Below are 12,042 nucleotides of genomic sequence, written 5' to 3'. Positions count from 1 at the left end.
AGTCCGCCGGCCACGATGCACACCACCTCCACCCAATCTCCATCGTTTTTCGACGGAATCTCCAAGGTTCCCGGCAACACTTGATGTCATGACGGCTAAGGAGCAGGACCGCATGGATCGCCACGCGCCCCGACACTGCACACCCGTCTCCAGGTTCACCACTGAATGTGGCGATGTGGCCGGGTTCCGACCCTCCGGACGTGACGCCGCAAGGGAAGTACGAGATGACGACGGCAGTTCGCACCGGCCTGACCGACCTGGTCGCTGACGCGCAGCGGTACCTGCGCAGGATTCTCCCCGGGCTCGCCTCGGCGGTGCATCCACTTGCTTCATTGCATGCCATTCCCCACGCAACGGCATCGCGCTACCACCTCGCCGGACTGATGCTGTACGGGGAAACCCCCGCCATGCTCGCCGTGGCCCGCGAGCCCGGCGAATCCAGCACCCGTGTGATCCAGGATGTACGCTGCCTGCGCTCTGCTGCGAATGCACTGGTGCTGTACGTCTCGCCCTATCTCACGCCGACCCAGCGTCGCTTCCTGGTCGAGAACCACATCGACTTCGTGGTCCCGCACACCCAGTTGTTCGCGCCCAGCCTGGCCATTGAGTTCCGCGACGACCCTGATCATGAGAAGAAGGCCATCTCGCTGCTGCCTTCGGCGCAGGCCGTGCTGATCCACGTGCTTCTGAGCGGCGAGTCGCGCTGGTGGTCGCCGCGCGAGATCAGTGCTGCCGCCGGCTACACCTCGATGACGGCGTCGCGCCTGTCTGCCGAACTGGTTGGTCGCGGCCTGGTTGAACGCTCCACCGGTGGCCGCGAGCGCTTCCTGAAGCTGGCCGGCAACCGCGACGAGGTCTGGGCCAGGGCGCAGCCGTTCCTGCGTTCCCCCATCCTGAAGGAAGTGGATGTCTGCTGGGGCCCGACCGCCGAGGCGCTCCGCGATGCCGGGCACCCGGCGCCGACGGCGGGCCTCGATGCGCTTGCTGACACGTCACCGCCCGCGATCGGCGGCACCCGCGCGCTGCACATCGATGCGTGGCGGTTGCTGGGTACACTTCCCATGCCCGGCCCGGACTGCGCCCAGAGCGCACGGCTGCAGATCTGGGCCTATCCGCCGGCATTCACCAGCATCGGCGATGTGGTTGACCCGCTTTCGCTGTATCTCAGCCTGCAGGGCAAACGCGGCCATGATGCAGACGCGCTGGAACAGCGGGTGGAACAGGCGCTGAGCGGGGACACATACCCCGCATGACCGAAACCCTATGCGGGCTGCTCGCCCGGCACCGCAGCGGCGCGCCTGGCGCTGTACTCGGCGAACACCACGCCGGACACCGCCAGCAGGCCACCGCCCAGTACCCAGCCACTGAGCGATTCGCCCAGCAGCAGCACGGCCAGCGCGGCGGTCACGATCGGCACCAGGTTGAAGAAGCCAGAGACGCGCGCAGCGCCCAGGCGTGAAAGTCCGGTCATCCAGGTCAGCGGCGCCAGGATCGAGGCACAGACCGCCGCGAAGCCGATACAACCGACGGCGGTCAGATTGCTCACCCCGGTACCAACCAGCAACTGCAGTGGCAGCAGGATCAGCGAGGCCGCCGTGGCCTGCAGGAACAGCGACTCCAGCACCGACAGAGGAATCTTCCAGCGCTGCATCAGCACGTTGTAGGCGGCGAAGGCCAATGCGCCGATCAGCATGATCGCGTCTCCGCGGTTCAGGCCCTGCGCCGCCAACCGTGCCAGGTCGCCCTGAGATACCACCGCCACCACGCCGGCGGTGGAGATCACCGCGCCAAGAATGGAAGCACCACGCACCGGATGGCCCATGAACACGCGTGACAGCGCCAGCGCGATCAACGGAATCAGCGCCTGGATCACCCCCATGTTGGTGGCCGAGGTGAAGTGCGCCGCATAGTAGGCCAGGCACTGGTACATCACCCCACCCAGGCAGCCCAGCACCAGGAAGCGCCCGAGGTTGGCGCGCACGGTCGGCAGATTGCCGCGCAGCCGCGGCAGCGCGAATGGCAGCAGGACCACCGCCGCGACCAGCCAACGGAAGAAGCCGATATCGATGGGACCGACCGAGCCCGAAGCAAGCTTGGTCACGATGGTGTTCGCGCCCCACAGAAGGCAGGCGAGGATCGGGAAGAGATAGTTCACGCGTGCAGGTATACGTGGGGGAATGGCCAGCGTACGCTTGGCGTATATCGAGGACATCCCGAAAATGCGCCACCCCGACCCCGGCTTGCGGCAATCGATGGAGCCGATCCCTACCTTCCGCCAGCTGCCCGGCCCGATCTACTTCCGGCAGGGCGCGATGGAGCCCACGGACTGGGGCACGCACAGCCATCCGTGGGGTCAGTTCAACTTCGTCGCGCAGGGGGTGATGGAGATGAAGATCGACGGCGAGTGGATGGTGTCGCCGCCGCACTACGCGATCTGGATTCCACCAGGAATGGCGCACTATTCACGCAACCGCTCGCAGCTGGCCTACCGCTCGGCCTATCTGTCGGCGGCGCTTTCACGCCGGCTGCCCACGCGTTGCAGTGCGCTGGAAGTCAGCCCGCTGCTGCGCGAACTGCTGCATGAACTGGCACGACAGGGCGTGACCGATCCGCAGACACCGGTCCAGCGGCGCATGGCCGCCGTGGTGATCGACCAGATCGTCAATGCCGCTGTGCTGCCCAGTTTCCTGCCGATCGCCAGCAGCGATGCCTTGAAGCAGGTGATGGCGTACATGGAGAAACACCTGTCGGCGGCCGAATCGGTTGCCGAGATCGCGCGGCGGCACCACATGAGCGTGCGCAAGCTGGAGCGCCTGGCACGCAGCGAACTGGGCATGTCGCTGGGCGACTGGCGTGGGCGGGTGAAGTTCGTGCGCGCCACCGAGGCGCTGTGTACACGCCGGCCGATCAGCCGGATCGCCGAAGAGCTGGGCTATTCCGGCGTCAGCGCCTTCGCCGAGATGTTCAAGCGGCACGCGCAGTGCACGCCGGATCAGTACAGGAAGCTGCATCGGGCGGGGTGAGCGCGGCCTAGAGAGCGACCAGCAGGTCCACAAGCAGCCTCGGCAGGAACAAGGCGGCCAGAACGCTGGCCAACAGGATCAGCAGGACCTTCGCCGTCAAGGGGCGACGGCGCGGATTGCTGAAGTACAGGTGCAGATCGCGCAGTTCGTCTTCCAGCTCCTTCCGCACGCCTGCGCTCTGTGCACCGGGTTCGAGCAGCTGTCGCTCAAGCGCCTTCAGGCGCTTCATCAGTTCACGCGGCGGTGTAGCCCGCAGGATCAGCTGATTGAGCTCCTGGAGCCGGCGCGCCTGCGGCATCAGCGCTGCCACGAGATCATCCGGCGGAAGCCGTGAGACCCGTCGCAGGGCGTCCGCATCCATCTCAGCCTGCAGCACATCGCGTTGCCGCTGCAGTTCGGCCAGGGAGGTGCGGCGCTGCCACATGAGGAGGCACAGGGTTGATGGGTGGCGGGCAGTGTATCGCCCGGCGCCCCGGGAAGGTTGTCGATGTCCCGCCCCGTCGTTCGTCGGAACAGGAAAGGCGGGTCTTTCAGCCTGCAGGAGTGCCCCGATGTGCCCGATCCTCACCGCCTTTGCCACCTCTCCCGACCGTGGCCAGGGCCTGGCCCGTGACATGCGCGTACGCTGGGCGCTGGAGGAACTGGCCGTGCCCTATGAGGTGCAGCTGCTCAGCTTCGCCGAGCTGAAGCAGCCCGTCCACATGGCACGCAACCCCTTCGGGCAGATCCCCACCTGGCAGGACGGCGACCAGGTCCTGTTCGAATCCGGCGCAATCGTCCTGCACCTGGCCGAACAGCATGCCGGCCTGCTCCCCGCTGATCCGGATGCGCGCATGCGCGCGATCATGTGGGTGTTCGCTGCGTTGAATACGGTGGAACCGCCCATCGTCGAGCGCTCGATGGTCTGGGTGCTGGAGCGCGAACAACCCTGGTATGCACAGCGTCTTCCGATGCTTGAAGAGCGCGTGCGTACGCGGCTGTCACAGCTGTCGGCCTGGTTGGGCACGGCGGCGTGGCTGGATGGCGACTTCAGCGTGGGCGACCTGATGATGGTCTCGGTGCTGCTGCGCCTGAAGAGCAGCGGCCTCCTCGACGAGTACCCGCAGGTGGTCGCCTATGTGGGCCGTGCAACGCAACGCCCCGCCTACCAGCGTGCGTTTGCCGCGCAGCTGCAGGTGTTCCGGCAAAGCGCAGACGCGCCATCACCGACGGATGACTGAGGCAGCCGCCTTCGGCACTCGAAGGTCCCCGGCCGCGCGGAAACCGGAAGGCAGCCGTGTCGTGTATACACGGGCTTCACTGCCTGTGGGCTCCGATCGCGTGGGTCGGACACCCTCAAGGACTTCACTGTGAGCACTTCCTCGCACTCGCTTGCTTTCCTGCTTGCGCGCATCCTGTTGATGGCACTGTTCCTGGTCTCCGGCCTGGGCAAGCTCGGCGACCTCAGTGGTACCCAGGACTACATGGAAGCAATGGGAGTGCCCGGCATCCTGCTGTGGCCGACCATCGCCTTCGAGATCGGCAGCGGCCTGTGCATCCTGCTCGGCTTCCAGACCCGGCTGGTATCGATCGTCCTGGTGGGCTTCAGCCTGGTCACCGCCTTCATCTTCCACCACAACTTCGGCGACCAGACCCAGCAGATCATGTTCCTGAAGAATCTGGGCCTGGCCGGTGGGTTCCTGTTGCTGGCCTGCACCGGAGCCGGGCGCTACAGCATCGACGGCCGGGGACGCCGCGCATAGGTACCGGCCAGCAGGCTCGCCACGCTAGCGACGGAGCTCCGCCTCCGGCGCCAGCGTGTGGACCACCTTGCCCTGCGCATCGAGGAACTCGATCGCCCCGTAGCCTTCCGGCGTGACGGTCAGCCGCAGCCGCGGCCGATCCACCTTGTCGTTCAATGCAATGGCCGGCGTTCCATCGGCGCCGACCACCAGGCCGATGCGGGTCGGTGCCTGCACACCAGGAATCAGCGCATTCCCGAGCGTGGGTTCGCGTATCAGCTTCGGTGCCTGGTTGATCGAGAAGCTCACCTGGCCATCGGGAGACACCCGCCATCCGATCGCATCCATCGCCGGATGATCCAGCGCCAGCACCGCCATGCCGCCGTCGACATCAGCGGTGCCGAAACCACCGCGCTCGCTGCCCTTGTCGTCGTACAGCACCATGCCGGCCACGTTGAAGGCGCGTTTGTACTGGATGCCATCGATGATCGGCGCCGGCGTCTTTCCGGACAACGTCATGCGGATCACGCCCTGGTCATCGACGATATCGATGCGACGCGCGGTGATGCGCTCGCTGTCGGGCGTCGCGATCCGCGTCTGCGGAGCCTTGTCCACGATCAGGCGCTGCAGGGTTTCCACCGAAGGCCGCTTGGGCGCTCCGGCATCTTCGGCCGCACGCGCCGGAATGCTGTGGAATGCAATGAGCAGGACCAGCGTGCAGGCAGGGCGCATCATGCGGCCTCCAGAGCGGCGTGCACCGGGCGCCGGCAGGCGGCCTGCACCAGCATCAGCTGTGCCACCAGGATCAGCATCGCGCAGCCGGACAGCAGCCATGGGTCGATGTACCACTGGGCATTGAAGCTGAATTCACCGGCGGAGATACGCTTCCAGCCGTTGAAGTGCTGCATCGCCGCGACCACGAACGCGAAACCACCCATTGCGTTCGAAAGCCACGGCACGACGATGCCACCCGGCCGTGCAAACATCATCAGTAGACCCAGCACGCCGATGACGGTGCGCTGCACGCGGCAGTAAGGGCAGACATAGGCCAGCCCACTCCATTCCACCGACCAGGCCAACAGGCTGATCAGCACCGCTGCCGCCCCCGCGACGTACAGGACCCTCGGCGCCATCGCCGTGCTGCCGTTATGTGCCATTGCGTGCCTCCCTCCAGTGCGGACCCATGTGCAGGGTAGCGTGAAGCGGACACGGGCGCGGCAGGCGTCGCCTTGCGAGCCTCAGTCCTTCTTGAACACGGTGCGCTGGCCGATCGGGCTTCCCTTGCGGGCGGTGGGACGGGCCAGGCCGGGAATCAGGAAATCCGTCACCTTGTGGCCCTTCTGGACCTTGGCGGCCAGCCAGCGCGGCATGCGCCCGCGGCCGGACCAGGTCAGGCGCTTGTATTCCGGGTCGCGGTATTTGGCAGCAACCTTGCCCGCTTTGCGGCGGCTGGATTTCCGCGGCGTTGCGGGTTCTTCGACGGACGCATCGCCAAAGAGTTCTTCGAGCGTATAGCCCGCTTCGGCGGCCGCCGCCTTCAGCATGCGGCGCACCGCACTGGCCGGACGACGGCTGGAAATGAGCTGCCTGCGCTGTTCAGCGGCAACCACCAAGGCACCCAGCTCCCGCAGGCTGAGCGATTCGATATCGATAGTCATGGCGGGAAAGGTCCACTCCGGCAGGGTGATCTGTCAAGAGCAATGAGCGCGCGGGTGGCGAGCCGCCATTATCGTGCCAGGTCCTTCAGCAGCTGATTCATGTGTGTTGACCAGTGCGTTGCAGACGCAACGTCATCGAGCAGTTTGTTGCGCAACTCAATCAGGTGCTTTGGAAGATCCACTATGGGAATCCTGAGATCCTCCTGTAGGAGTTCTTCCGAAAACGCGCCAGCCTGTTCATTCCACAACAGGATGGTCTCGCGCGCCTGCCCGATTTTCTCGTCGTACGTGTGAGATGCCTTCATCCAGATTCGCGGTATCAGCAAACCCTCCGGCCCATGTTCCCGAAAGAACTCTGAAAATGCCTCCATCTCGTCGCGAGCAGCCTTGTTCGCACGCTTGGCTTCATCAATCCAGCTCGCAATATCTTTTTCCAGACACTTTCCAAGTGCGAAACGTGTAGTGGCAGTTGAAATGCCAAGCGCCACCTCCTGAAAGTGCCGGGAACTGACAAGGGACACATTGCATCAACACTGGCGTGGCTCAGCGTTGCCCGCCCCGCCTGATCCGGAAGTGATCGCGATACGCGGACGGCGACATGCCGACAATGCTCTGGAATGCCTTGCGGAATGAAGCCGCGTCGTCATAACCCAGGCGCGAGGCCACCTGTGCGATGGGAAGATCGCCGAGCTGCAGCGCATCCTTGGCCTTGGCCATCCTGGCCTGACGGATGTAGTCGGCGGGATTGCGTTCCGTGGCCCTCTGGAAGCGCCGGATGAATGTTCGTTCGGTCAAATGGGCACGTTGGGCAAGCCCGGCCACGGTGTGGCGCAGCCCAGGTTCTGCAAGGATCAGATGCTGGGTCGCCAGGATGGCGGCATCATCGTGATCGAGCCGGGGCAGGAATCCCTGCAAGGGACGCTGGTCCTGCCGGATGCCGTCACTGAGCATGAAGCGGGCCGTGGCCAGCATGACACTGGGGCCCATGACGCGATCGACGATCAGCAGGCCGAGATCATTCCACGCGAGAATCGCCCCGGAGGTAATGACGTCACCGTCATCGATGACGACATTCTCGGTCGTCACCTGGACATCCGGATACGCGCTGGCGAGCAGCCCTGCAAAGGCCCAGTGGGTGGTAACCCGCCGTCGCGCAAGCAGGCCGGTCTGGGCGAGCACGAACGCCCCTGCGCAGACCGAGCACATGATTGCGCCACCGGCATGGAGTTCCTTGAGCCACTGCGCCTCACGCGGCATCGCCGACATCCGCTCGGGCATCGCGACGCTGGGCGGCGAGATCACGAACGCGGGGGCGTTCACCTCGCCTGGATCGCTGTCCCAGCAACATTCCATTTGCGCCGACACCGGGTCCAGCTGCCAATGCGTTACCCGCAGGGAACACCGCCGGTCATCTTCGTGGGGATACGCCGCCCACTCATTTGCAATCCGGAACAGATCCGTCAGGCCATGGATCGCCGCCATCTGGCAATCCGGATAGATCAGCAGGGCCACTTCGACCCGCTTGTCAGTTTCGATACCCATGAATGTCACCTCCGCCAATTTCAATTGATGCAGCGCTTCCTAGAATGGATTCGGACGGAGTGATGGCCGCCTCAGGATAGAAGGAAATGCCGCCCTGGGGCCACTTCTGCAACACACACTGACAGCGTCCTTCCTCCTGCACCGATGCAAGGTTGCCGGTAGGCAGGACGCCCCCAACCCCAACTGCGAGGAACCCGGAAATGGCTACGGTTACTACGAAAGACGGCGTCGAAATCTTCTACAAGGATTGGGGCCCGCGCGACGCCAAGGTCATTCATTTTCATCATGGCTGGCCCCTCAGCGCCGACGACTGGGACGCGCAGATGCTGTTCTTCGTCAACAAGGGATATCGCGTGGTTGCCCACGACCGCCGCGGGCATGGTCGCTCCAGCCAGGTGTGGGACGGCCACGATATGGATCACTACGCGGACGATGTTGCGGCGGTGGTCGAGCACCTGGGTACCCACGGCGCGATGCACGTGGGCCATTCCACCGGCGGTGGACAGGTGGTCCGCTACATCGCTCGCCACGGCGAGAAGAACGTGTCCAAAGCGGTGCTGATCAGCTCGGTGCCGCCGCTGATGGTCAAGACCGCGGCAAACCCGCAGGGCACGCCCAAGGAGGTCTTCGACGATTTCCAGGCGCAGCTGTCGGCCAACCGCGCGCAGTTCTACCACGACGTGCCCGCAGGTCCCTTCTACGGCTACAACCGGCCCGGCGCGCAGCCTTCAGATGCGGTCATCTGGAACTGGTGGCGGCAGGGCATGCAGGGTTCGGCCAAGGCGCACTACGATGGCATCGTTGCGTTCTCCCAGACCGACTTCACCGAAGACCTGAAGGGCATCTCCATCCCTGTGCTGGTGATCCATGGCGATGACGACCAGGTGGTGCCGTATGCCGACTCGGGTGTCCTTTCCGCGAAGCTGGTAAAGAACGGCACGCTGATCACCTACGAAGGTGCGCCGCACGGCATTCCGACTACGCACGCCGACCGGATCAACGCCGACCTGCTGGCGTTCCTGGAAAGCTGATCGTGAAGGATCCGGGAAGTGCTTCCGGCACTTCCCGGACGGGGATGGCAAGAGCGGCTGCCACACACACACCAGCCCTCCCATCTCTGGAACCAGGTCAGCCCCTACGCAGCTTCAACATAGGGTGCTAATGCAACGGCCAGCACGTCGATCCCCCACATCGACCCGGCGATGTCGTCTGGCCCGCTCTTCTTGAAGCGCGACCAATCCGCCCTCGCCAGTTTCCCCACCAGCAGTTGATCTGCCGGCAGGCGATGCATCGCCCAACAGGGAAACTGCCGCGAAGACACGCGACCTCGCGCCAGCTCAACAATGTCGGTGTGACTCGTCGACTGCATCACACGCTCGTAGACACTCGCAACGCCGTCTTCAGGTCCTTCGAAGTACTGGACGAAGCGATCACCGTCGTGCAGCAGGACACCTGTAACCCCGGCCATCCTGTTGAACCTGGCGGCGTCCGCAGCGAGCGACTCCAAACGCTCCGCGGAAAGATCCGCGGCAACCTGACTTGCGTAGACAACAGCCCGAAGGGGCATGGATTCTGCCTTGAAATATGTGCCGGGTAGGCACCTGCCGGCACTCTAGCACCGGCGCCACGTGCAGGTCGGGACGTGCATTCTTAACTCTTCAGAATTCGATCGAGCGCCCTTCGTGCCATGCGACCGGCAAAGCAGCATGATGGGCGGCCCCAGGAAAGTCAGGGTTCTCGTTCATCTTCATGCGTGACATCGGACAGTTCTACGTAATCAGCGTCGAGGGAGTGACGCGGGCAGACGGCACCCTGCTGCAGGTCACCCGAATCGATTGCTCCTGCATCAAGTGCTCCTGGCAGTTCAGGGCCATTCCCAACCATGGCCTTGTTGATCTCGACGGTGCGGCGGCGCTCAGCTGCCCAACCTGCGGCAATCACCAGTCAGTCAGTCGCGCACGGCTTGAAGAGCTCAATCGACGCAACGACGAATAGCCTGCACTTCAACCATCCATCAACGCGGCACCGACACGACCGATACCTGGTTGGCTCTATCGTTCGTCAACAGGCACCATCCCGGCATTCCCATGAGTCATACCGGCATTTTTCAGATCACCGATCTCACCTACACGGCTGGAGAGGAGGGCGCGCTGGCCCGCGCACTGCAGATCGTCGCCACCTGCATCGCGTGCGGATCCACGAGCATCTGGCGCGAGCATGAGATGGAACACGTCGCCGGTGGAACCGTCCTCTCATGCCGCACCTGTGGTGTCCGCCAGGCCATCAGCAACGCGCGCCTTTCGATCTGCCCATCAGACATCCGCCATCCGCGCCGCTGAAGGGCACCGGGCTCGTACTGCGTAGCGAACCGGCAGAAGCAGACGTTCACTCGGCTTTTACAACGCATCGCCGCTCCAGGCCAGGAAGCCCCCGGGCGCATCCACCTGCATCCAACGGCCGCGCCAGCGCGTATGTGAGATGCCCGCGCCTTGCGGGCATCCCACAGAGGAACGCGCCGTGAAAGCTCTTCAGCGGATAGCCGCCACAGTAAGCTTCGCCGTACTCGTCTCAGCCACTTCAATGAGCTTCGCCGCCAGTACCGTGATGGTCGGCGGAGCGGAGATGTATCCCACCAGGACCATCGTCCAGAACGCCATCAACTCCAAGGACCACACGACCTTGGTCGCTGCGGTCAAGGCGGCGGGCCTGGTCGATACTCTCAATGGAGCCGGCCCCTTCACCGTTTTCGCGCCCACCAATGCAGCTTTCAGCAAGCTGCCCGCAGGTACCGTCGATACGCTGGTGAAGCCTGAAAACAAGGCACAACTGACCAAAATCCTGACCTATCACGTGGTACCGGGCAACTACAGTTCCGCGCAGCTGATGGCCGATGCCAGGAAGCACGGCGGCAAGGCCATGCTGAAGACCGTTGAAGGTGAACCCCTCACCGTCGCTCTGCACGATGGCAAGCTGTGGGTCATCGATACCAAGGGCGGCAAGGCGGGAATCAGCATTGCCGATGTCGGCCAGTCCAATGGCGTGATCCACGTGATCGACACCGTGTTGATGCCGAAGTAGTTGCATGTAGCACGACGTCCACATGCGCGGCAGCCGCATGGCGGCTGCCGCCGTCAGGACAATCGGTGACATGGCCAGGCACCGGCTATGAGTGCCTGCGAACAGGATTGTCGACCGCGATGGTGGGCCCACCAGGATTCGAACCTGGAACCAAGGGATTATGAGTCCCCTGCTCTAACCGTTGAGCTATAGGCCCGGCGCAGCCTCACAGTGTAGTGAGGCCGGCAAAGGGTTTCCACTGCGCGCCACTACTGCCCCAGGCGCTGCATCAACCGATCCAACGGCGCGCGGTCGTGGTACTCACCGCGCAGGCGGCGCTCGCGCTCGCCACACTGTCCGTTGTCAGCCACCACCAGGTCGGCGCCGCGCAGCAGTACACGTGTCGTGCAGTCACCCTGGCGCAGATGCAGCACGTCTTCGTCCTCCTCCGGTGCAGCGCGCCCCAGGAACCGCGGTGCGGCCCCCTCGCCGCCCTCCTGCGTGCTCAGCTCGAATGCGTCCCCCTTGGCTGCGATGTCGATGGCATTTCCGTCACTGCGTTCCCAATGGGCGACCCAGCTGGTCAGGTTGGTCTCGTAGTAGTTGCTCGTTTTCATCACGCGCGACTCCGGCGCCCAGCCCACCACTTCCTTGCTCGGCGGACGTGCTTTCACGCAGTAGTAGCTGTTCCAGCGGTCACCGATCACCAGGCCGGTGCCCGGTTCCATCTCCTCGCCACTGCGGCACCCCTCCCGTTCCTCGTCCAGGCAGCCTTCTGCCTCGCCCAGCAGCAGCACCTGCCCGGCGTCGACCACGCGACCCACGGCATAGTCGAACTGGCTGCTGAAGAAACTCTCGGCATTGCATGCCGGTGGTTGTGGAGTATCCGCCCAGGCAACCAGCGGTGACAGCGAGAGCAGCAGGATCGGCAGTTTCATCGGCATTCCATTGACCAGTACAAAAACAGGACATGCATCCTATCCCGTCGTACGCAACGCGGACGTCCACAGGCAAAAAAACAGACCCCGCTTGCGCGGGGTC

17 protein-coding genes and 1 tRNA gene are annotated in these 12,042 nt (G+C 64.2%); 8 read left to right on the top strand and 10 right to left on the bottom strand.

The window, feature by feature from the left end; genetic code table 11:
- Nucleotides 1-224: 224 nt before the first annotated feature.
- Nucleotides 225-1,253: a hypothetical protein gene (locus N5D20_RS09450; protein ID WP_197578589.1), complete on the top strand. Its 1,029-nt coding sequence runs from the start codon at nucleotides 225-227 to the stop codon at nucleotides 1,251-1,253.
- An 8-nt stretch (nucleotides 1,254-1,261) separates the two neighbouring features.
- On the opposite strand, the gene N5D20_RS09445 is transcribed toward N5D20_RS09450, so the two are convergent.
- Entirely contained in the window at nucleotides 1,262-2,212 is a 951-nt protein-coding gene (locus N5D20_RS09445; RefSeq protein ID WP_197578590.1) for a DMT family transporter, read from the bottom strand.
- 7 nt (nucleotides 2,213-2,219) lie between these two features.
- Here N5D20_RS09445 and N5D20_RS09440 point away from each other — a divergent pair, with 7 nt between their 5' ends.
- Nucleotides 2,220-3,023 carry a helix-turn-helix transcriptional regulator gene (locus N5D20_RS09440; RefSeq protein ID WP_049436921.1) on the top strand — a complete coding sequence of 268 codons (804 nt, stop codon included), beginning with the start codon at nucleotides 2,220-2,222 and terminating at the stop codon, nucleotides 3,021-3,023.
- 7 nt (nucleotides 3,024-3,030) lie between these two features.
- On the opposite strand, the gene N5D20_RS09435 is transcribed toward N5D20_RS09440, so the two are convergent.
- Nucleotides 3,031-3,447 (bottom strand): hypothetical protein, encoded by a 417-nt coding sequence (locus tag N5D20_RS09435; RefSeq protein ID WP_049436920.1) that lies wholly within the window; start codon nucleotides 3,445-3,447, stop codon nucleotides 3,031-3,033.
- A 127-nt stretch (nucleotides 3,448-3,574) separates the two neighbouring features.
- Between N5D20_RS09435 and N5D20_RS09430 the strand changes: the two genes are divergently transcribed.
- Nucleotides 3,575-4,243 carry a glutathione S-transferase family protein gene (locus N5D20_RS09430; RefSeq protein ID WP_197578591.1) on the top strand — a complete coding sequence of 223 codons (669 nt, stop codon included), beginning with the start codon at nucleotides 3,575-3,577 and terminating at the stop codon, nucleotides 4,241-4,243.
- A gap of 129 nt (nucleotides 4,244-4,372) precedes the next feature.
- On the top strand, nucleotides 4,373-4,765 hold the full coding sequence (locus N5D20_RS09425; protein WP_197578592.1) for a DoxX family protein: 393 nt from the start codon (nucleotides 4,373-4,375) through the stop codon (nucleotides 4,763-4,765).
- A gap of 24 nt (nucleotides 4,766-4,789) precedes the next feature.
- Here N5D20_RS09425 and N5D20_RS09420 read toward each other — a convergent pair whose 3' ends face one another.
- From N5D20_RS09420 to N5D20_RS09400, 5 genes are all read right to left on the bottom strand, one after another.
- A complete protein-coding gene (locus N5D20_RS09420; protein WP_197578615.1) occupies nucleotides 4,790-5,476 on the bottom strand; it encodes a hypothetical protein in 687 nt (228 codons plus the stop codon).
- A complete protein-coding gene (locus N5D20_RS09415) occupies nucleotides 5,476-5,901 on the bottom strand; it encodes a hypothetical protein (RefSeq protein ID WP_049436917.1) in 426 nt (141 codons plus the stop codon). Before N5D20_RS09415 ends, N5D20_RS09420 begins: the two co-directional genes overlap by 1 nt.
- 81 nt (nucleotides 5,902-5,982) lie before the next feature.
- Nucleotides 5,983-6,402, bottom strand: a complete 420-nt coding sequence (locus N5D20_RS09410) for an H-NS histone family protein (RefSeq protein ID WP_010481241.1) — start codon at nucleotides 6,400-6,402, stop codon at nucleotides 5,983-5,985.
- A gap of 68 nt (nucleotides 6,403-6,470) precedes the next feature.
- Nucleotides 6,471-6,923, bottom strand: coding sequence for a hypothetical protein (locus N5D20_RS09405; protein WP_197578593.1), 453 nt, complete (start codon nucleotides 6,921-6,923; stop codon nucleotides 6,471-6,473).
- Between the two features lie 22 nt (nucleotides 6,924-6,945).
- Nucleotides 6,946-7,944: a helix-turn-helix domain-containing protein gene (locus N5D20_RS09400; protein ID WP_197578594.1), complete on the bottom strand. Its 999-nt coding sequence runs from the start codon at nucleotides 7,942-7,944 to the stop codon at nucleotides 6,946-6,948.
- 200 nt (nucleotides 7,945-8,144) lie between these two features.
- Here N5D20_RS09400 and N5D20_RS09395 point away from each other — a divergent pair, with 200 nt between their 5' ends.
- Nucleotides 8,145-8,975 carry an alpha/beta hydrolase gene (locus N5D20_RS09395; protein ID WP_049436913.1) on the top strand — a complete coding sequence of 277 codons (831 nt, stop codon included), beginning with the start codon at nucleotides 8,145-8,147 and terminating at the stop codon, nucleotides 8,973-8,975.
- 104 nt (nucleotides 8,976-9,079) lie between these two features.
- Here the strand turns inward: N5D20_RS09395 and N5D20_RS09390 are convergent, their stop codons facing one another.
- Nucleotides 9,080-9,511, bottom strand: a complete 432-nt coding sequence (locus N5D20_RS09390; RefSeq protein ID WP_049436912.1) for a BLUF domain-containing protein — start codon at nucleotides 9,509-9,511, stop codon at nucleotides 9,080-9,082.
- Between the two features lie 182 nt (nucleotides 9,512-9,693).
- Between N5D20_RS09390 and N5D20_RS09385 the strand changes: the two genes are divergently transcribed.
- The 3 genes from N5D20_RS09385 (at nucleotide 9,694) to N5D20_RS09375 (ending at nucleotide 11,022) form a co-directional block, all read left to right on the top strand.
- A complete protein-coding gene (locus tag N5D20_RS09385; protein WP_030002866.1) occupies nucleotides 9,694-9,939 on the top strand; it encodes a hypothetical protein in 246 nt (81 codons plus the stop codon).
- A gap of 92 nt (nucleotides 9,940-10,031) precedes the next feature.
- Nucleotides 10,032-10,283 (top strand): hypothetical protein, encoded by a 252-nt coding sequence (locus tag N5D20_RS09380; protein WP_197578595.1) that lies wholly within the window; start codon nucleotides 10,032-10,034, stop codon nucleotides 10,281-10,283.
- Nucleotides 10,284-10,524: 241 nt separating this feature from the next.
- The gene (locus N5D20_RS09375) at nucleotides 10,525-11,022 is read left to right on the top strand and encodes a fasciclin domain-containing protein (protein ID WP_230080635.1); all 498 of its coding nucleotides are present in this window, start codon (nucleotides 10,525-10,527) and stop codon (nucleotides 11,020-11,022) included.
- A 120-nt stretch (nucleotides 11,023-11,142) separates the two neighbouring features.
- Here the strand turns inward: N5D20_RS09375 and N5D20_RS09370 are convergent.
- Both N5D20_RS09370 and N5D20_RS09365 read right to left on the bottom strand, forming a co-directional pair.
- Nucleotides 11,143-11,218, bottom strand: a tRNA-Ile gene (locus N5D20_RS09370).
- Nucleotides 11,219-11,270: 52 nt separating this feature from the next.
- Nucleotides 11,271-11,939, bottom strand: coding sequence for a hypothetical protein (locus N5D20_RS09365; protein ID WP_197578596.1), 669 nt, complete (start codon nucleotides 11,937-11,939; stop codon nucleotides 11,271-11,273).
- Between the last annotated feature and the right edge of the window lie 103 nt (nucleotides 11,940-12,042).

Source organism: Stenotrophomonas sp. GD03877, from assembly GCF_029840555.1.
In the GTDB taxonomy this organism is placed as follows: domain Bacteria; phylum Pseudomonadota; class Gammaproteobacteria; order Xanthomonadales; family Xanthomonadaceae; genus Stenotrophomonas; species Stenotrophomonas geniculata.
This window is presented reverse-complemented; position numbering and strand designations above follow the sequence as displayed.